General features: G+C 47.8%; 14 protein-coding genes. 11 read left to right on the plus strand and 3 right to left on the minus strand.

Annotated features, from left to right (window positions below; translation table 11 throughout):
• Nucleotides 1–12 precede the first annotated feature (12 nt).
• From CVV77_RS19010 to CVV77_RS19045, 8 genes are all read left to right on the plus strand, one after another.
• The gene (locus CVV77_RS19010) at nt 13–609 is read left to right on the plus strand and encodes a sulfite oxidase-like oxidoreductase (protein WP_100276214.1); all 597 of its coding nucleotides are present in this window, start codon (nt 13–15) and stop codon (nt 607–609) included.
• A gap of 213 nt (nt 610–822) precedes the next feature.
• Nucleotides 823–1,692 (plus strand): ferri-bacillibactin esterase BesA, encoded by an 870-nt coding sequence (gene besA, locus CVV77_RS19015; RefSeq protein WP_019259354.1) that lies wholly within the window; start codon nt 823–825, stop codon nt 1,690–1,692.
• 189 nt (nt 1,693–1,881) lie between these two features.
• Complete coding sequence (locus CVV77_RS19020; protein WP_019259353.1) at nt 1,882–2,667, plus strand: 2,3-dihydro-2,3-dihydroxybenzoate dehydrogenase; 786 nt, start codon at nt 1,882–1,884, stop codon at nt 2,665–2,667.
• A gap of 25 nt (nt 2,668–2,692) precedes the next feature.
• The gene (dhbC, locus tag CVV77_RS19025) at nt 2,693–3,889 is read left to right on the plus strand and encodes an isochorismate synthase DhbC (RefSeq protein ID WP_100276215.1); all 1,197 of its coding nucleotides are present in this window, start codon (nt 2,693–2,695) and stop codon (nt 3,887–3,889) included.
• A 28-nt stretch (nt 3,890–3,917) separates the two neighbouring features.
• The gene (locus tag CVV77_RS19030; RefSeq protein ID WP_100276216.1) at nt 3,918–5,537 is read left to right on the plus strand and encodes a (2,3-dihydroxybenzoyl)adenylate synthase; all 1,620 of its coding nucleotides are present in this window, start codon (nt 3,918–3,920) and stop codon (nt 5,535–5,537) included.
• Between the two features lie 27 nt (nt 5,538–5,564).
• Entirely contained in the window at nt 5,565–6,500 is a 936-nt protein-coding gene (locus CVV77_RS19035; protein ID WP_100276217.1) for an isochorismatase, read from the plus strand.
• A gap of 19 nt (nt 6,501–6,519) precedes the next feature.
• The gene (gene dhbF / locus CVV77_RS19040) at nt 6,520–13,659 is read left to right on the plus strand and encodes a non-ribosomal peptide synthetase DhbF (protein ID WP_100276218.1); all 7,140 of its coding nucleotides are present in this window, start codon (nt 6,520–6,522) and stop codon (nt 13,657–13,659) included.
• Nucleotides 13,660–13,673: 14 nt separating this feature from the next.
• Nucleotides 13,674–13,883 carry an MbtH family protein gene (locus CVV77_RS19045; protein ID WP_014115006.1) on the plus strand — a complete coding sequence of 70 codons (210 nt, stop codon included), beginning with the start codon at nt 13,674–13,676 and terminating at the stop codon, nt 13,881–13,883.
• Nucleotides 13,884–13,925: 42 nt separating this feature from the next.
• Here CVV77_RS19045 and CVV77_RS19050 read toward each other — a convergent pair whose 3' ends face one another.
• The 3 genes from CVV77_RS19050 to adeR form a co-directional block, all read right to left on the minus strand.
• Nucleotides 13,926–14,603 carry a YukJ family protein gene (locus CVV77_RS19050; RefSeq protein ID WP_003241004.1) on the minus strand — a complete coding sequence of 226 codons (678 nt, stop codon included), beginning with the start codon at nt 14,601–14,603 and terminating at the stop codon, nt 13,926–13,928.
• A gap of 112 nt (nt 14,604–14,715) precedes the next feature.
• On the minus strand, nt 14,716–15,852 hold the full coding sequence (gene ald, locus CVV77_RS19055) for an alanine dehydrogenase (protein ID WP_019259348.1): 1,137 nt from the start codon (nt 15,850–15,852) through the stop codon (nt 14,716–14,718).
• A 101-nt stretch (nt 15,853–15,953) separates the two neighbouring features.
• A complete protein-coding gene (adeR, locus tag CVV77_RS19060) occupies nt 15,954–17,183 on the minus strand; it encodes a sporulation transcriptional activator AdeR (protein WP_232918846.1) in 1,230 nt (409 codons plus the stop codon).
• A 567-nt stretch (nt 17,184–17,750) separates the two neighbouring features.
• On the opposite strand from adeR, the gene CVV77_RS19070 reads away from it, so the two are divergent.
• From CVV77_RS19070 to essB, 3 genes are all read left to right on the plus strand, one after another.
• Nucleotides 17,751–18,044 carry a WXG100 family type VII secretion target gene (locus CVV77_RS19070; protein ID WP_003220661.1) on the plus strand — a complete coding sequence of 98 codons (294 nt, stop codon included), beginning with the start codon at nt 17,751–17,753 and terminating at the stop codon, nt 18,042–18,044.
• 70 nt (nt 18,045–18,114) lie between these two features.
• Entirely contained in the window at nt 18,115–18,354 is a 240-nt protein-coding gene (gene yukD, locus CVV77_RS19075) for an ESX secretion system protein YukD (protein ID WP_010329928.1), read from the plus strand.
• Between the two features lie 14 nt (nt 18,355–18,368).
• On the plus strand, nt 18,369–19,715 hold the full coding sequence (gene essB / locus CVV77_RS19080; protein ID WP_100276220.1) for a type VII secretion protein EssB: 1,347 nt from the start codon (nt 18,369–18,371) through the stop codon (nt 19,713–19,715).
• Nucleotides 19,716–19,737: the final 22 nt, after the last annotated feature.

Below are 19,737 nucleotides of genomic sequence, written 5' to 3' on the forward strand. Positions count from 1 at the left end.
GGAGGGTTCTATATGTATTTCGGAAAAACAAAACAATCTGACCAATCTGGGAGAGTGCCGCCAAATCAAAACGTCACAACCTCATTTCCTGTGCTTCATACGGGAAATGTCCCGTATTACAAAGATATGGCCAAATGGAATCTGCAAGTATACGGATTGGTTGACCATCCGATGCTGCTAAGCTTTGAAGATGTCAAAGCCTTTCCTCAGTACGAATCGAAAAATGACATTCATTGCGTTACTGGCTGGTCAAGGCTTGATAATGTGTGGCAAGGCGTGCGGGCTCGTGATATAGCGGAAAAAGCGGGTGTAAAAGAAGAGGCGGGCTACGTCATTTTACATGCGGAAGAGGGCTGGACGACCAATCTGCCGCTTGATGATTTTTTGGCAGAAACTTCACTTCTTGCTTATGCGCATCATGGCGAGCCTTTAACGCCTGAACACGGCTTCCCGCTGCGGGGCGTGTTTCCGCATCTGTATTTTTGGAAAAGTGCCAAGTGGCTGCGCGGCATCCAATTTACGAAAGAAAATCACCCCGGCTTTTGGGAGCAGAACGGCTATCACATGAGAGGCGATCCTTGGCAAAATCAAAGATTTACATGGGATTAAGGTTCTATTTCAAGCAGGACCATCTGCATCTTTTGTAGGTTTTTATTTCCATATCGATAGTCTTCAGGTACCTTATTTGATGAAGGTGCCTTTTTTATTCGGGAAAAAGTTGACTTTCTCTGGAAGAAAACCTATTATTTGAGTTGTCTAGTTGATAGTGAAAATCATTATCATACATTGCGGTTTAGTTTAAGGAGAGGAATGTCGTACTGCATGAATGAGAATACAACAGACCGGGTGAAAGGCGGGACACAAAACGCATTTACCATTCCTGGTACAGAAGTGCGTATGTTGTCTTCACGAAATGAAAACCGTGCCTATCAAATTTTTATCTCGAAGCCGAGTACGCCTCCGCCGCCCGCTGGTTATCCGGTTATTTATCTGCTGGATGCCAATTCTGTCTTCGGAACGATGGCGGAAGCCGTTCGAATACAGGGGCGCCGTCCTGAAAAAACCGGGGTGATCCCTGCTGTGATCGTGGGCATTGGCTATGCGACGGCAGAGCCGTTCTCCTCAGCGCGCCACCGGGATTTTACTATGCCAACAGCTCAATCGAATCTTCCTGTAAGGCCCGACGGCAAAGAATGGCCGGAGCATGGCGGAGCAGAGGGCTTTTTCAGATTTATTGAGGAGGATCTAAAACCGGAGATAGAACGAGATTACCAGATTGACAGAAACAGACAAACGATCTTTGGGCACTCGCTTGGCGGGCTGTTCGTGCTGCAGGTGCTGTTAACGAAGCCGGATGCGTTTCAAACGTATGTCGCGGGAAGTCCGTCGATTCATTGGAATAAACCATTTATTCTCGAGAAAGCGGACCATTTCGCCTCCTGCTTCAAGAAAAACAATCAGTCTATCAATATCCTGCTTGCAGCAGGAGAATTGGAGCAGCATCATAAAAGCCGGATGAACGATAATGCGAGGGAGCTTTACGAGAGGCTGGCCGTTTTATCTGAACAAGGCATACGGGCAGAATTTTGCGAGTTTTCAGGAGAAGGACATATTTCGGTTCTTCCTGTTTTGGTCAGCCGGGCGCTGCGTTTTGCGCTTCACCCTGACGGACCGCATATTTCAATGGGCTGAGACATTCTCAGCCTTGGTTCTAAAAACGTCACTGAAATTATATTTGACTGTCACATGACATTTGGATATGATTATTTTTATAATTGATAATGATAATCATTATCAATAGATTGCGCTTTTTTTGAGGCGCAGCAGTCTTTTTCGCTGGATGTCCGTTCGGCATCTGAAGTGAAGAAAGGAATTGATGATATGAATGCAATGGGTATAAAGGGCAAAATTGCTTTTATAACAGGAGCTGCCCAAGGAATAGGTGAAGCTGTTGCACGGACGCTTGCCAGTCAAGGCGCACACATTGCGGCAGTTGATTATAATCCTGAAAAGCTGGAAAAGGTTGTGAGCAGCCTCAAAGCGGAAGGCTGCCATGCGGAAGCCTTTCCCGCGGATGTAAGAGACAGCGCAGCGATTGACGGGATCACGGCGCGCATCGAACGTGAAATGGGGCCGATCGATATTTTGGTGAATGTAGCGGGTGTCCTTCGCCCGGGACTGATCCATTCACTCAGCGATGAGGAATGGGAAGCCACGTTCTCAGTGAATTCGACCGGCGTTTTTAACTCCTCGCGTTCAGTCAGCAAATATATGATGGACCGGAAATCGGGTTCGATTGTAACGGTCGGATCGAATGCTGCGGGGGTGCCAAGGACATCTATGGCGGCATATGCCTCTTCAAAGGCAGCGGCAGTGATGTTTACGAAATGCCTTGGCCTGGAGCTTGCAGAATATAATATCCGCTGCAATATTGTGTCTCCCGGATCAACGGAAACAGACATGCAGTGGTCATTATGGGCCGATGAAAATGGAGCGGAGCAAGTCATAAAAGGATCACTTGAGACATTTAAAACAGGGATCCCGCTCAAAAAACTGGCTCAGCCTTCAGATATTGCAAATGCTGTGCTCTTTTTGGTTTCTGGCCAGGCAGGGCATATTACGATGCATAATTTATGCGTAGATGGCGGCGCGACCTTAGGCGTGTAACTCAATTTAAAGGAGGTTCATGAGAATGTCGGAACAAAACGTTATATCACAAACAAAAGCGGAGCAATTGCTTCATGAGTATGAGCCGGGTGCTTTTTTCTTAGCTTCTCCTCATCGTGTACTGTTAGCGAAAGGAATTAGTGAAATCGTACCGGAGGCAGACGGGCAAAACCAAATAGAAACCCTTTCCGGCCGTATTGCAGAGACGCTGAATCAAGCAAAGCAATCGGGGCAAAGCCGTCCGCTTGTTGTCGGTGCCGTTCCTTTTGATCATGTAAAAGCAGCTCGGCTCGTTGTTCCTGAAGAAGTGAGCTGGTCAGGACCGCTTCAATTTGATCATGCGGAGAAGGAACAGCAGTCTGGGCATACATACCACATAGAGCCTGTTCCTGCACCAGAGGATTACAAAAATGGTGTGGAACAAGGACTGGCACGCATTGCCGATGGGACACTCAGCAAGATCGTCCTGTCCAGATCACTGCATTTGACATCGTCTGAACCGATTCAGACGGATGAACTGCTTCGCCATCTGGCGCAGCACAACACGCACGGCTACACGTTTGCCGCGGACGTGTCCAGCGAAGCGGAAACGTCTTCCCGCCGAACATTGCTCGGTGCAAGTCCGGAACTTCTCGTTTCAAGAATGGGCACTCAGGTTGTTTCCAATCCATTAGCCGGATCAAGGCCTCGCAGTGACGATCCTGCTGAAGACCAGCGCCGGGCAAAAGAATTGCTTTCTTCCGCAAAGGATCTCCATGAGCACGCGGTTGTGGCTGACGCGGTTGCGGCAGCGCTACGGCCTTTCTGCCGGACGCTGGATGTTCCGGAAAAGCCTTCACTGATCAAAACGGAGACGATGTGGCATCTGTCCAGCGTGATTAAGGGGGAGCTTTCCGATCCGTCCGTGACCGCACTGGAATTGGCGGCTGCGCTCCACCCGACGCCGGCCGTCTGCGGAACACCGACTGATCTTGCAAGAGAAGCGATTCTCAGCATTGAACCGTTTGACCGCGGTTTCTTTACCGGCATGGTCGGCTGGTGTGACGATGCAGGTGACGGAGAATGGGTCGTGACGATCCGTTGCGCAGAGGCAGAAGAACGCTTACTTCGCCTGTATGCCGGAGCCGGTGTTGTTGCTGGATCAAAAGCTGAGGACGAGCTTCAGGAGACATCCGCGAAGTTTCGGACGATGCTGCGGGCAATGGGCGTGAATCACATATGATCAGAATGAATTGCTGGAGGGATACAACATGCTGAATGGATTTACTCCTTGGCCTGATGAGTTAGCTGAGACATATCGAAAGAACGGCTGCTGGGCCGGCGAGACGTTTGGAGATTTGTTAAGGGACCGGGCTGCCAAACATGGCGATCGCATTGCAATTACTTGCGGAAACACCCATTGGAGCTATCAAGAGCTTGACACGAGGGTTGATCGTCTGGCTGCCGGATTTCAGAAGCTCGGCATTAAACAGACGGATCGTGTCGTGGTGCAGCTGCCGAATATCGCAGAGTTTTTTGAAGTCATTTTTGCGCTCTTCCGTCTGGGGGCGCTCCCGGTCTTTGCACTGCCTTCTCATCGAAGCAGTGAAATTACATATTTTTGCGAGTTTGCTGAAGCGGCTGCTTATATCATTCCCGACTCCTATTCCGGCTTTGACTACCGATCACTCGCCAGACAGGTACAAAGCAAGCTACCGTCTTTGAAACACGTCATTGTCGCAGGTGAGGCAGAGGAATTTCTGTCCCTGGAGGATTTGCATACAAAACCTGTAAAACTGCCTGAAGTCAAATCTTCAGATGTGGCGTTCCTTCAGCTTTCTGGTGGAAGCACCGGCTTATCAAAACTGATTCCGCGGACGCACGATGACTACATTTACAGCCTGAAGCTGAGTGCAGAGGTTTGCTGGCTCGACCACAGTACGGTGTACTTGGCAGCATTGCCGATGGCGCACAATTATCCGCTCAGCTCGCCTGGGGTTCTCGGCGTATTATACGCCGGAGGAAGAGTGGTGTTATCTTCTTCTCCAAGTCCTGATGACGCATTTCCTTTGATTGAACGGGAACAAGTCACGATTACCGCTCTTGTTCCGCCCCTTGCGATGGTATGGATGGATGCGGCATCCTCACGCCAAGACGATCTATCCAGCCTTCAAGTGCTGCAGGTTGGCGGCGCCAAGTTCAGTGCTGAAGCTGCGCGCAGGGTAAACGCTGTTTTCGGCTGCACGCTGCAGCAGGTGTTCGGAATGGCAGAGGGGCTCGTCAATTATACGAGATTGGATGACCCTGAAGAGGTCATTGTCAACACCCAAGGAAAACCGATGTCCCCATATGATGAGGTACGTGTTTGGGATGATCAGGATCGTGACGTAAAACCTGGTGAAACAGGACATCTGCTGACACGGGGACCGTATACAATTCGGGGTTACTATAAGGCAGAAGAGCATAACGCTGCTTCATTTACTGAGGATGGTTTTTACCGCACGGGTGATATCGTCAGACTGACATCAGACGGCTATATCGTCGTTGAAGGCCGGGCGAAGGATCAAATTAACCGCGGAGGAGAAAAAGTGGCGGCTGAAGAGGTGGAAAATCATCTGCTGGCGCATCCGGCTGTCCATGATGCCGCAATGGTCTCTATGCCTGACCAATTTCTTGGCGAAAGATCTTGTGTGTTCATTATTCCCCGGAATGAAGCTCCGAAAGCCGCAGAGCTCAAAGCGTTTTTGAGAGAGCGCGGACTGGCGGCATATAAAATCCCTGACCGGATTGAATTTGTTGAGTCCTTTCCGCAGACAGGGGTAGGAAAAGTCAGTAAAAAAGCGCTCCGTGAAGCCATTTCCGAGAAGCTTCTTGCAGGATCAAAAAAATAAAACAACAATTTGAGAGGAAGTGTTCAAATGGCTATACCTGCCATTCAGCCGTATCAAATGCCGACAGCGTCTGATATGCCGCAAAACAAAGTCTCATGGGTGCCTGATCCAAATCGGGCGGTCCTATTAATACACGATATGCAAAACTATTTTGTCGATGCTTTCACAGCTGGAGCTTCTCCGGTAACAGAGCTTTCGGCGAATATACGCAAGCTGAAGGATCAATGTGCCCAGCTTGGAATACCTGTCGTCTATACTGCACAGCCTGGAAGTCAAAATCCGGCAGACCGGGCGCTGCTGACAGACTTTTGGGGTCCGGGATTAAACAGCGGCCCTTATGAGGAGAAAATTGTAACTGAGCTGGCACCGGAAGATGATGATCTCGTGCTGACAAAATGGAGATACAGCGCGTTTAAGAGAACGAATCTGCTTGAGATTATGCGCAAAGAGGGACGTGATCAGCTGATCATTTCCGGAATTTACGCCCATATCGGCTGTCTCGTTACAGCATGTGAAGCATTTATGGAGGATATCGAAGCTTTTTTTGTGGGAGATGCAGTTGCTGATTTTTCATTAGAAAAACATCAAATGGCGCTGGATTATGCAGCTGGGCGCTGTGCGTTTACCATAATGACTGACAGTCTTCTCGACCAGCTGAAGCAGGTGCCTGCTGCTGCTCAGAAAACGTCAATGACTACTGGCAGTGAAGTGTTTACATGTGAGAGTATCCGTAAACAAATTGCTGAGCTTCTTCAAGAAACACCTGAAGACATTACAGATCAAGAGGATTTGCTCGACCGGGGGCTTGATTCGGTAAGGATCATGACATTAGTAGAACAATGGCGCCGTGAAGGAGCCGAGGTAACATTCGTGGAACTGGCTGAACGCCCGACGATCGAAGAATGGCAGAAATTGCTTACAACCCGCAGCCAGCAAGTGCTGCCAAACGCGGATTATTTATAAAAGGAGGGTAAACAAACGGATGCCTGATACAAAAGACCTTCAATATTCTTTGACCGGAGCGCAAACCGGCATATGGTTTGCTCAGCAGCTTGATCCGGACAATCCAATCTACAATACAGCGGAATATATAGAAATCAATGGACCAATCAATATTGCTCTATTTGAAGAAGCTTTGCGGCATGTGATAAAGGAAGCGGAATCGCTGCATGTCCGCTTCGGTGAAAATATGGACGGGCCTTGGCAGATGATAAACCCGTCTCCGGATGTCCAGCTGCACGTCATTGACGTCAGCTCTGAGCCTGATCCGGAAAAAACAGCATTAGACTGGATGAAAGCAGATTTGGCAAAGCCGGTCGATTTAGGATATGACCCTTTGTTCAATGAAGCTCTTTTTATAGCCGGGCCTGATCGTTTCTTTTGGTATCAGCGCATTCACCATATTGCGATCGACGGCTTCGGTTTTTCCCTGATTGCTCAGCGTGTGGCAAGTACGTATGCCGCGCTTGTGAAAGGACAATCAGCTAAAGATCGTTCCTTTGGGTCTCTCCAAGCCATTTTGGAGGAGGATACAGATTACCGCGGATCCGAGCAGTATGAGAAGGATCGTCAATTCTGGCTGGATCGTTTTGCTGATGGACCTGAGGTTGTAAGTTTGGCAGACCGGGCACCAAGAACATCTAACAGTTTTCTTCGTCATACGGCGTATCTGGCTCTATCTGATGTATACGCGTTAAAAGAAGCGGCGCGCTATTTCTCAGGAAGCTGGCATGAAGTCGTGATTGCGGTGTCAGCTGTTTATGTGCACCGAATGACCGGCTCTGAGGATGTTGTGCTCGGTCTGCCCATGATGGGACGGATAGGGTCCGCATCACTGAATGTACCGGCTATGGTGATGAACCTTCTCCCGCTTTGGCTGTCTGTAAGCTCTTCGATGAGCTTTTCAGAACTTATTCAGCAAATTTCCCGGGAAATCCGCAGTATTCGGCGACATCATAAGTATCGCCATGAAGAGCTTCGACGCGATCTGAAATTGATAGGAGAAAACCATAGATTATTTGGCCCTCAAATCAATCTCATGCCGTTTGATTACGGTCTCGACTTTGCCGGGGCCCGGGGCACAACGCATAATCTTTCAGCCGGTCCTGTTGATGATCTATCAATCAATGTATATGACAGAACGGATGGCAGCGGGCTGCGAATTGATGTAGACGCGAATCCTGAGGTATACAGCGAGTCTGATATTAAGCTTCATCAGCAGCGTATTTTGCAGCTGCTGCAAATAGCTTCAGCTGGGGAGGACATGCTGATTGGGCAAATGGAGCTCCTATTGCCAGAGGAGAAAAAACAAGTCATTAGTGAATGGAATGAGACGGCAAAACCTGAGAACCTGCTCAGCCTTCAGGACATGTTCGAGAAGCAGGCAGTTCTTACGCCAGAACGTATCGCTCTCATATGTGATGATGTTCAAGTAAACTATCAAGAGCTGAATGAAGAGGCAAACCGCCTCGCGCATCTGTTGATCGAAAAAGGCCTTGGTCCGGAGCAGTTTGTCGCTTTGGCGCTGCCGCGTTCTCCAGAGATGGTAGCTTCGATGCTTGCTGTACTGAAGACTGGTGCGGCGTATCTTCCGTTAGATCCGGAGTTTCCGGCCGACCGAATTTCCTACATGCTGGAGGATGCAAACCCATCATGCATCATAACGACTGAGGAAATAGCAGCCCGTCTGCCTGATGACCTGGCTGTTCCGCAGCTTGTGCTTGACCAAGCTGTTACACAGGAGGTTGTAAAACGCTATTCGCCTGACAATCCGAATGTATCAGTTTCTCTTGCCCATCCTGCGTACATCATCTATACCTCAGGATCAACAGGAAGACCGAAGGGTGTCGTTGTTACACTTAAAAGCTTAAGCAATTTCCTGCTGTCCATGCAGGAGGTATTTTCTCTAGGAGAAGAAGACAGGCTGTTGGCTGTGACGACTGTCGCTTTTGATATTTCAGCATTGGAGTTATATCTTCCGCTTATCAGCGGGGCGCAAATCGTGATCGCACAGAAAGAAACGATCCGTGAGCCACAGGCATTAGCTCAAATGATTGAATATTTCGATATCAATATCATGCAGGCGACACCGACACTGTGGCATGCCTTGGTGACGAATGAACCTGAGAAACTTCGGGGACTCAGAGTACTTGTCGGAGGCGAGGCGCTGCCGAGCGGTCTTTTACAGGCGCTTCATGAGCTTCATTGTCCAGTCACGAACTTATACGGTCCGACTGAAACAACGATTTGGTCTGCAGCAGCTTTTCTTGAAGAAGGACTGAAGGGCGTTCCGCCAATTGGCAAACCGATTTGGAATACGCAGGTGTATGTGCTTGATAACGGTTTGCAGCCGGTGCCGCCGGGAGTTGTAGGAGAGCTTTATATTGCAGGAACAGGCTTGGCTAGAGGTTATTTCCGCCGCCCTGATTTAACGGCTGAGCGTTTTGTTGCAGATCCATACGGACCGCCGGGGGCTCGGATGTATCGGACCGGAGATCAGGCCCGCTGGCGCGCTGATGGGTCTTTGGATTATATCGGGCGGGCGGATCATCAAATCAAAATTCGCGGATTCCGAATTGAACTTGGAGAAATTGATGCCGTGCTTGCTAAGCATCCGGACATCGAACAGGCCGCGGTTGTCGTTCGGGAAGATCAGCCGGGAGGCAAAAGATTGGTGGCATATGTAGTCGCTGCTTCAGCTATTGATACTGCCGAGCTTCGCCGTTATGTGGGTGCCAGTCTTCCTGATTATATGGTGCCGGCGGCATTTGTAGAGATGGACGAACTGCCATTGACACCTAATGGCAAGCTCGATCGGAAAGCACTGCCGGCGCCTGATTTAAGCACATCTGTCAGTGATAGGGGACCGCGAACTCCTCAGGAAGGGATATTGTGTGACTTGTTTGCCGAGGTTCTCGGTTTGGCACGGGTCGGCATCGATGACAGTTTCTTCGAGCTGGGCGGTCACTCTCTTCTTGCAGCCCGTCTAATGAGCCGCATTCGCGAGGTAATGGGAGCCGAACTTGGTATTGCCAAGCTCTTTGACGAACCGACAGTAGCCGGACTCGCTGCCCATCTTGATCAGGCGCAGAGTGCACGTCCCGCATTGCAGAGAGCTGAGCGGCCTGAAAGAATTCCGCTTTCTTTTGCTCAGCGCCGGCTATGGTTCCTCCATTGTCTTGAAGGGCCGAGCCCTACTTATAATATACCGGTTGCTGCCCGTCTGTCGGGTGAACTGGACCAAGGAGTGCTGCAAGCTGCACTATATGATCTCGTCTGCCGCCATGAAAGCCTTCGGACGATCTTCCCTGAATCACAGGGGACATCCTATCAGCATATTTTAGACGCTGATCAAGCAAGGCCTGATTTACATGTTAATGAGATTACTGAGAAGGAGCTTTCTGAGCGGTTTGCTGAAGCCGTGCGTTACAGCTTTGATCTTGCAGCTGAACCTGCTTTTCGTGCCGAGCTATTTGTCATCGGGCCTGACGAGTACGTGCTTCTTCTCCTCGTGCATCATATTGTCGGGGACGGCTGGTCCTTAACGCCGCTGACCCGTGACCTTGGGGCGGCTTATGAGGCTCGCTGTCACGGAAAAGCTCCCGAATGGGCGCCCCTTGCTGTGCAGTATGCAGACTATGCGCTTTGGCAGCAAGAACTGCTTGGGAGCGGAGATGATCCAAATAGTTTGATTGCCGGACAGCTTGCTTTCTGGAAAGAAACCTTGAAAAATCTGCCTGATCAGCTTGAACTGCCAACCGATTATTCACGTCCGGCTGAGCCGAGTCATGATGGGGATACGATTCATTTCCGTATTGAGCCTGAGCTTCACAAGCGATTGCAGCAGCTGGCTCGCGCAAATAGGGTGAGCCTGTTTATGGTGCTTCAATCCGGTCTCGCCGCTTTATTGACAAGACTGGGAGCGGGCACTGACATTCCGATCGGCAGTCCGATCGCGGGTCGGAATGATGATGCGCTAGGCGATCTTGTGGGACTGTTTATCAATACATTGGTGCTCAGAACCGATACGTCTGGTGACCCAAGCTTCCGTGAGCTTCTTGACAGAGTGCGGGAAGTGAATCTGGCAGCCTATGAAAATCAAGATCTGCCGTTTGAGAGACTTGTAGAGGTGCTCAATCCGGCTCGCTCACGGGCGACGCATCCTTTATTCCAAATCATGCTTGCGTTCCAAAACACACCAGATGCTGAACTGCCTCTTCCTGACATGGAAAGCAGCCTGCGGATCCACAGTGTCGGTTCTGCCAAGTTTGATTTGACGCTGGAAATCAGTGAAAACCGTCTTGCTGACGGGACACCAAACGGATTGGATGGACTGCTAGAATACAGCACTGATCTTTTCAAGCGGGAAACTGCTCAGGCTCTTGCTGACCGTCTGATGCGCCTGCTGGAGGCTGCTGAGTCTGATCCTGACCAGCAAATCGGAAATCTGGACATCCTTGCACCGGAGGAGCGCAGCAACATGGCGACAGAATGGCAAAATGTTTCTGAAAAAATTCCGCACGCAAGTTTGCCGGAGCAGTTTGAGAAGCAGGCTGCTTTAAGCCCTGATGCCATTGCTGTTGTTTACGAAGATCAGTCACTGAGCTATGCAGAGCTGAATGAAAGAGCAAATCGGCTTGCCCGAATGCTGATCAGCGAAGGCGTCGGTCCAGAGCAATTTGTGGCCTTGGCACTGCCTCGGTCATTGGAAATGGCTGTCGGGCTATTAGCGGTGCTGAAAGCCGGCGCGGCTTATCTGCCACTCGATCCGGACTATCCGGCTGACCGAATCGCTTTTATGCTGGAAGATGCGCAGCCTGCGTTTATCATGACGAACACAAAAGCTGCAGAGCACATTCCGCCAGCCGAAAACGTGCCGAAAATCGTGCTGGATGATCCAAAACTGTCAGAGAAACTAAACACATACCCTACTGAGAATCCGAATAATACGGATAGAATTCAGCCGCTTTCTCCTTTGAATACGGCGTATGTCATTTATACATCCGGTTCAACGGGTGTTCCAAAAGGTGTGATGATCCCTCACCAAAACGTAACACGTTTATTTGCAGCAACTGATCACTGGTTCCATTTCAGCTCAGACGATATTTGGACCATGTTCCATTCCTATGCGTTTGACTTTTCTGTGTGGGAGATTTGGGGGCCTCTGCTGCATGGCGGACGTCTTGTCATCGTGCCTCATCACGTCAGCAGATCACCAGAAGCGTTTCTGCGCCTGCTGGTAAAAGAGGGTGTAACCGTTCTGAATCAGACACCGTCCGCTTTCTATCAGTTTATGCAGGCTGAACGAGAGCAACCGGATCTCGGACAGGCGCTCAGCCTTCGCTGTATCATTTTTGGCGGAGAAGCGCTTGAACTCAGCCGTCTAGAGGATTGGTATAACCGCCATCCTGAAAATAGACCGCAGCTGATCAATATGTATGGTATTACAGAAACGACGGTTCATGTGAGTTATATCGAATTAGACCGAAGCGTTGCAGCTTTACGGGCAAACAGCTTGATCGGCTGCGGCATTCCGGATCTTGGCGTATATGTGCTGGATGAGCGCTTGCAGCCGGTCCCGCCGGGTGTTGCCGGAGAGCTGTATGTATCAGGAGCTGGGTTGGCACGAGGTTATTTAGGCCGGGCTGGATTAACAGCAGAACGCTTCATAGCTGATCCGTTTGGTCCTCCGGGCACTCGGATGTATCGCACTGGGGATGTGGCCCGCCTCCGCGCTGACGGCTCTCTCGACTATGTCGGCCGTGCCGATCACCAAGTGAAAATTCGGGGCTTCCGGATTGAACTGGGAGAAATTGAAGCCGCGCTCGTTCAGCATTCGCAGCTTGAAGATGCGGCAGTAATCGTGCGTGAGGATCAGCCGGGAGATAAACGTTTGGCAGCTTATGTCATACCTTCTTCAGAAGAAACGCTTGATATGGCGGAACTGCGCAAATATGCTGCTGAGAGATTGCCGGATTACATGGTGCCTTCTGCCTTTGTGACGATGAAAGAATTGCCGCTGACACCGAACGGAAAGCTTGACCGTAAAGCGCTGCCTGCTCCGGATTTCGCAGCGGCAGTAACAGGACGCGGACCGAGAACGCCGCAGGAAGAAATCCTCTGTGACCTGTTTATGGAGGTGCTACACTTGCCGCGTGTCGGCATTGATGACCGTTTCTTTGATTTAGGCGGACATTCCTTGCTTGCTGTTCAGCTGATGAGCCGTATTCGTGAAGCGCTCGGCGTTGAACTTAGCATCGGCAACCTATTCGAAGCGCCGACTGTGGCCGGGCTTGCTGAAAGACTTGAGATGGGTTCAAGCCAAAGCGCACTCGACGTTCTGCTGCCGCTCCGAACTAGTGGAGACAAGCTTCCTTTATTCTGTGTACATCCGGCAGGCGGACTCAGCTGGTGCTATGCTGGTTTGATGACCAATTTAGGAACAGATTATCCGATCTACGGCTTGCAAGCACGCGGAATCGGACAGCGGGATGAGCTTCCAAAAACACTTGACGACATGGCTGCCGATTATATTGAACAAATCAGAACAATCCAGCCGAAAGGCCCGTACCATTTGCTAGGCTGGTCCCTAGGCGGGAATGTCGTTCAAGCGATGGCCACCCAGCTGCAAAATCAAGGAGAAGAAGTATCCCTATTGGTGATGCTGGACGCCTATCCGAACCACTTCCTTCCTATAAAAGAGGCGCCGGATGATGAGGAAGCGCTTATTGCCCTTCTGGCGTTAGGCGGGTACGACCCGGACAGCTTAGGGGACAAACCGCTTGATTTTGAAACAGCGATCGAGATTCTTCGCCGTGACGGCAGCGCGCTTGCGAGCCTGGATGAATCGGTCATTTTAAATCTGAAGAATACGTATGTCAATTCTGTCGGCATTTTAGGCTCATATAAGCCGAAACCCTTCCGTGGAAATGTCTTGTTTTTCAGATCAACAATCATTCCTGATTGGTTTGATCCGATTGAACCTGATTCGTGGAAGCCTTATATTCACGGACAAATTGAACAAATCGACATCGACTGCCGTCATAAAGATCTTTGTCAGCCGGAACCGCTTGCTCAAATCGGCAAGGTTCTCGCTGTCAAACTGGAAGAGATGAATAAATAAGGGGGAAGCAATAGATGGCAAATCCTTTTGAAAATGCGGATGGCACATATTTGGTGCTGATCAATGAAGAGGGCCAGTATTCCCTATGGCCCGGTTTTATAGATGTGCCGAGCGGCTGGACAGTCGTTCATGAGCAAAAAGGGCGTGAAGCTTGTCTGGACTATATCCAATCGCATTGGAGCGATATGAGGCCAAACAGCTTAAAGCCTGTTGAAAATGTGTAATCGCAAAAAAAGAGACTGCTTGCTGCAGTCTCTTTTTCTATCTTATGCAGAAGTTTGGGTATGATCACAGTCTCTGACCGGGTTCCCGTTTTCATCTGTACACCACGATTGGGATAAAAACGCTAAAAACACAGCGGCCCACTGATCTGCAAATTGAATCAGAATGCCTCCGTCATGCCAAGAGCCGTTGTCTTTTTTCCAGCGGGTATCCATTGCATTCCCTTGATTCATATGGATATTGTGCATGCCGTTGGTCGGAGTAAACCCGAATATTTTATCCGGAGCCTGTTCCGGCCCAAATTTTGAACCGAATATATAAACCGGCGCTTTCTCGTCTTTCGCTTTCTTCATATACGTTTCAATAAAATCATTTAAATCATTATCTGGCCCCGTGATTTCATGCGGCAAAGGCTTCATTTTCCGCGGGTCAAACAAATTGCCCCGCACATAATCCAGCGCCACTTCACGGTTTGCCTCATTGATCCTTGTATATCCATACGGCATGTTCGGAAGGATGGTAATCGAGCTTGAATCAAACTGATCGTCAGCCAAATACAATACTTCAGATTCCTCAGAACTGGACATCACATTGATGGCGCACCTGTAATACGTATTCTCTTCACCGAGCACTTTGACTTGGAAATGAGGACTGTCATCATCGGTTTCACGCTTCATGTCTAAGACAATGCCTTTTAACACGCCATATTGCTGAACAGCCATATGAATCCTCCTTTATGATCAACTTCATAGTTTTAGTTCGTGAAATGGTCTCTTTTTTCCTTTTAAAAGATAAAAAAAGCCTGCAGAAATCTTTCTGCAAGCTCAATGTGAATTAAGCACCCGCCACAGATGACTCATCCTGTAAAGCTTTCTCGGCAGGCACATACTCATATCCTAAATCTTTTGCCACAGCCTCATAGGTCACGTGTCCGTTTGCTGTGTTTAAACCAGCTCTCAGTGCCGCATTGTCTGTTAGCGCTTTTACTGCCCCTTTGTTAGCAATTTGCAGCGCGTATGGAACAGTAACGTTAGTCAGGGCGATTGTTGATGTACGAGGGACAGCACCCGGCATGTTTGCTACAGCATAGTGGAGAACACCGTGTTTTTCATATGTCGGCTGATCATGGGTAGTAATATGGTCGACAGTTTCGACAATGCCGCCTTGATCGATCGCAACATCGACAATCACTGAACCAGGTTTCATTTGTTTTACCATTTCCTCAGTCACAAGAGTTGGAGCTTTAGCACCCGGAATTAATACCGCGCAAATGAGAAGATCCGCTTCTGCCACAGCATCTGCGATATTGACCGGATTAGAAATTAGCGTTTTAATCTGATGGCCGAAGATGTCATCAAGCTGGCGCAGGCGGTCTGCGTTTAAGTCGATGATGGTCACATCTGCACCGAGGCCGACAGCCATTTTGGCCGCGTTTGTGCCGACAACGCCTCCTCCGATAATCGTTACTTTTCCGCGGGAAACGCCTGGCACTCCGGCAAGCAGAATGCCTTTTCCGCCTTTAGGTTTCTCTAAGAATTGAGCTCCGATTTGCGCTGCCATTCTGCCTGCAACCTCTGACATTGGCGTCAGAAGCGGCAATGTCCGGCCGTCACTAACCGTTTCATAGGCGATGGCCGTAACCCCTTTATCCTTCAAGGCCTGTGCAAGCTCAGGCTCAGCTGCTAAATGAAGGTACGTAAACAGCACAAGTCCTTCGCGGAAGTAGACATATTCTTCCGGCAGCGGTTCTTTGACCTTCATGACCATTTCGGCGTCCCAGACCTGTTTTGGATCAGCAATGATTTCCGCTCCTGCTGATTCATAGGCTTCATTTTCAAATCCGCTTCCAAGGCCCGCGCCTGTTTCAACCAGTACCCGGTGGCCGTTTGAAACGAGCTGAGAAACGCCTCCAGGTGTTAGTGCGACGCGGTTTTCATTGTTTTTTATCTCTTTAGGAACCCCTATGATCATATCTGTCTCCTCCTGTATCTATGATGTTTTTAGTGTAGCTTGATTTTTTGGAAAATTCTTTGTTTGAATAAGAAAATAAAAAAACATGGATTTGTGAAATTTCACAAATCCATGTGCCGAAGCTTGATATCTAAATAGATGGTGAATTTTTGATTCACATTTTTTAAATCGATTTCAGCGATCTGGCTGATGCGCTTGAGACGGTAATTCAACGTATTAACGTGTATATTCAAAACCTTGGAAGCGGTATTCACGTTGCTGTCTGCTTCAATAAAACGCTCTAGCGTTTCTACCATATTAGACTGGTGATCGCGGTCATACTGTTCCAGTTTGGAAAGTGAATAATTAAAATATCCCGTCTGTTTCCGTTTTTCATCTAGGACATCCAAGTATTGATAAATGCCTAGCTCAGAAAAACTGAAAAGATGTTTTGTCTCTTCTGCGAACCGTTCCTTGGCTTTTAAGACGGATAATGCTTCCTGATAGGAGCGGGAGACAAAAGAAATAGTATTGTATATTCCGCCAAAAGCGATCGAAACGTCTTCTATTTTATAACGTTCCTTCAGCTGTTTTTGCGTACTGAAAGCAAACTGCTTTAAATCTTGAAAAGGGTGATCTGTTTTAGGAGCGGTTAAAATAATGAGTTCATTGGAATCTACTGTTGTCAGCAGAACGTGAACCTGCTGGGTTGTTTCCTGCAAATATTGCAGCTGCTGTTCGATTTTTTCTGTCAGCTCGCCGTTTATCCGGATGATCATAACGGAAAACTCAGAAGGGGCGACCATTCCAAGCTTGTGGAACCCATCCGCCATGTCTTGCTCCTGATAAATGTGTCCGGTCAGCATTTTCCAGAAAAACTCTTGGCTGCGTTCTTCATTTTTCGTTTTTCTGATTTGGAGTTTGAGAAGCTTGTTTCTTACTGCTTTAGCCGCCATTTGCAGTGTCATCAGATCATCGTCAGACAATGTTTTTTGGATCTCAAGCGCCCATATGAAGCCAAGCACTTGGTTGTTTTTCCAAATGGAAATTGCAACGCGATTGCTTAGGCCGACTTCATCTATTTGCTTTACTCTGATCGGCTGGTCTGTTTTTAAAAGAGCTGGAATCGTCCCGTCTTTCCACAACTTGTTAATGACCTTCTCCGGTACTCTTCTGCCAATGATTGTAGACGTTCGGGCAGGATCTGTACAGTCGCTGTGTGTGCTGTAGGCAAGCAGCTTGTGGTTGAAATCTTCTATAGTAATCGGGCAACGCAGAACGTCGCTGATATGATCAGCCACATCTTCAAGTCTGTCAAAACTGTATTTAAACGGATCATTCGGCATGGTCATAAATCTCCCTACTTTTCATGCTTGATTTCTCTTTGACATCTCATCCCCTTCCTTTTATTATGATTGTTGTTGTTTGTGAAAATCAACAACAAAGAGCGGAAGCCAAAAAAACAATTACATGGCATACTGAGAGAAACGTCTTATATGATTGGCGGTGCATCCGCCTCTTTGCAGTACAGTTGTATGCCTTATATGATACGAAAGCTTATCCTATTATTCTTCTAAGAAAGTCATCGGGGGCGAGACTGATTAAGGAAAGAAAAAACTGAACCTTTCAGAAATGGTGCTCTAGCATCAAATTTTCTGAAAGGTTTTTTTTGGGAGTTGGAGAATCATTTGGGTCTTTTGGATTATTCGGAGGATGAAGAGAAGATTGAGAAAATGAACCTACCTATTTAACAATTTATGTCATTTTTAAGTGATTTGGGGTAAACCATTGGACTCATTTTGTAAAATTAAAACATATTTGTTTGACTGTACCGAAAAACTGTTTTTATAATAATGACGTTCTAAAAATAAGTGAATTAGCCCATATTTAGGCTGATGGCACAGGAGGTAATGAGGAATATGGCAGGATTAATTCGTGTCACACCCGAAGAGCTAAGAGCGATGGCGAAGCAATACGGCGTTGAAAGCCAAGAAGTATTGAATCAGGTTGATCGTTTAAACCGAATGATCTCTGATTTGAAAAGCATGTGGGAAGGTGCTTCAAGCGAAGCGTTCGCAGATCAATACGAGCAGCTCAAACCTTCATTTATCAAAATGTCAGATTTGCTTCAAGATGTGAATCAGCAGCTTGATCAAACAGCAAATACACTTGAGTCTACTGACCAAGACATCGCAAATCAAATCCGCGGATAACAGTATGAAAGGGAAGGAGCGCCTGATTCACGAGAAGACGGCGCTCTTTCTATGTAAGGGTGATCCTAAAATGTATATTGATATTACAATAGATTTGAAACATTATAACGGCAGTGTCTTTGATCTCAGATTGTCAGATTACCACCCGGTGAAAAAAGTAATTGATATTGCTTGGCAGGCTCAAAGCGTAGCTATACCTCCGCGCGAAGGGCACTGGATCAGAGTGGTTAATAAGGATACGGTGTTTTCCGGAGAATGCAAGCTGTCTGATTGCGGCATTACAAACGGAGACCGGCTTGAAATATTATGAAAGGATCTGGTTGAATGTCGGATAAACAAAAATCATATTTAGAAAACCAATTAGAAGCCGTTGCCGAGAAAACAGATGCCGGCTATACATTTACCTTTCAGCGGGAAAAAATAAAGCTTCTGGACGGTCTCGAAGCCAACGTGATCAAAGATGTAAATCCATTTTTTCATAAAGAGATCGATGTGACGGATGATGAAGTAATCATCACAATCCAACCTCCTCCCTCCTATAAAGCATTCCGCTTAATGAAAGCTAAAGATAAAAAAAGCAAATGGCAGTTCGCCTATCAGCTTGTTCAAGCTGTACAGCAGCACAATCTGTCGAGGCTGAATTTGATTGTCGCTCCTGAAAATATTGTATTCGATAAAGGCCTAACGCCTTATTTTCTCCATTATGGAGTAAAAGAAAGCATTCCTCCTTACGAGCGTGATGAGGAAAGAGTGTGGCGGGAGCTGAAAGCGGCAGCAGCTTTGGCAGTTGACGGCGCGTTTGCATTTGAAGACTACCTGAAATTCAATGATACGCTGACGTTCTCCGCAGAGGCTAAGGCGATATTGGATGCGGCGACCTATGATGACCTGCTCGAGCAGATTCAAACTTATATCGATGAGCTCGAAGCCAAAGCGAAAACATACATACATATCCCGAGAAAAAAGTGGAACATTCAGCGATATATCGGCCTGGGGCTCATTGTTTTGCTGGTGCCGGCCCTTATTTATTCGATGTACGCTTTATTTTTCGCACAGCCAAAGCACCAGGCGATAGTGGACAGCAACCGCGCTTTCCTAAACAAGCAGTACAGTGAGGTTATCAGCACACTGTCTAAATACGATGCGGAAAGCCTGCCTGAATCGGTGCAGTATCAGCTGGCGACGTCTTATGTTGAGGTTGAAAATCTAGGGAGTGCAAAAACGAAAAATATTGAAAATAATTTAGTCACTCTGCAATCAGACCCTCAGCATTTCTTGTATTGGATTGATTATGGCCGAGGGAATTACAAAGAAGCTATCAGTATTGGCCGTAAACTTGAGTACAATGATTATATTTATTTTGGCCTTGCTAAATATAAACAGCAGCTTTTATCTGAAGATACAAATGATGAAGAAATACAAAAAGAACTCGATTCAGTAAATAGTGAGCTTGAAAAAGCAAAAAAGGAACATGACGACAATCAAGGACAGTCTAATACTGACACGTCTTTAGTCGATACAGCCGAAGAACAAACAGACGAAGAAAAACAACAAGCTGAAGAGAAAGCGGCAGAAGAAAAAGCCGCAGCCGAGGAAAAAGCGAAAAAAGAAGAACAATTGAAGAAAGAAAAAGAAACAGAAAAGAAAGATGAGAAAAAAGATGACAAATAACGTGATACATGAAGCGCGGGTC

The sequence above is a fragment of the Bacillus sp. SN1 genome, assembly GCF_002796895.1.
Lineage (GTDB): Bacteria > Bacillota > Bacilli > Bacillales > Bacillaceae > Bacillus > Bacillus inaquosorum.

Coding starts and splice junctions, on each gene's coding strand:
- CVV77_RS19010 (WP_100276214.1), top strand. CDS start 13: ATGTATTTCGGAAAAACAAAACAATCTGACCAATCTGGGAGAGTGCCG.
- besA (WP_019259354.1), top strand. CDS start 823: ATGAATGAGAATACAACAGACCGGGTGAAAGGCGGGACACAAAACGCA.
- CVV77_RS19020 (WP_019259353.1), top strand. CDS start 1,882: ATGAATGCAATGGGTATAAAGGGCAAAATTGCTTTTATAACAGGAGCT.
- dhbC (WP_100276215.1), top strand. CDS start 2,693: ATGTCGGAACAAAACGTTATATCACAAACAAAAGCGGAGCAATTGCTT.
- CVV77_RS19030 (WP_100276216.1), top strand. CDS start 3,918: ATGCTGAATGGATTTACTCCTTGGCCTGATGAGTTAGCTGAGACATAT.
- CVV77_RS19035 (WP_100276217.1), top strand. CDS start 5,565: ATGGCTATACCTGCCATTCAGCCGTATCAAATGCCGACAGCGTCTGAT.
- dhbF (WP_100276218.1), top strand. CDS start 6,520: ATGCCTGATACAAAAGACCTTCAATATTCTTTGACCGGAGCGCAAACC.
- CVV77_RS19045 (WP_014115006.1), top strand. CDS start 13,674: ATGGCAAATCCTTTTGAAAATGCGGATGGCACATATTTGGTGCTGATC.
- CVV77_RS19050 (WP_003241004.1), bottom strand. CDS start 14,603: ATGGCTGTTCAGCAATATGGCGTGTTAAAAGGCATTGTCTTAGACATG.
- ald (WP_019259348.1), bottom strand. CDS start 15,852: ATGATCATAGGGGTTCCTAAAGAGATAAAAAACAATGAAAACCGCGTC.
- adeR (WP_232918846.1), bottom strand. CDS start 17,183: ATGACCATGCCGAATGATCCGTTTAAATACAGTTTTGACAGACTTGAA.
- CVV77_RS19070 (WP_003220661.1), top strand. CDS start 17,751: ATGGCAGGATTAATTCGTGTCACACCCGAAGAGCTAAGAGCGATGGCG.
- yukD (WP_010329928.1), top strand. CDS start 18,115: ATGTATATTGATATTACAATAGATTTGAAACATTATAACGGCAGTGTC.
- essB (WP_100276220.1), top strand. CDS start 18,369: ATGTCGGATAAACAAAAATCATATTTAGAAAACCAATTAGAAGCCGTT.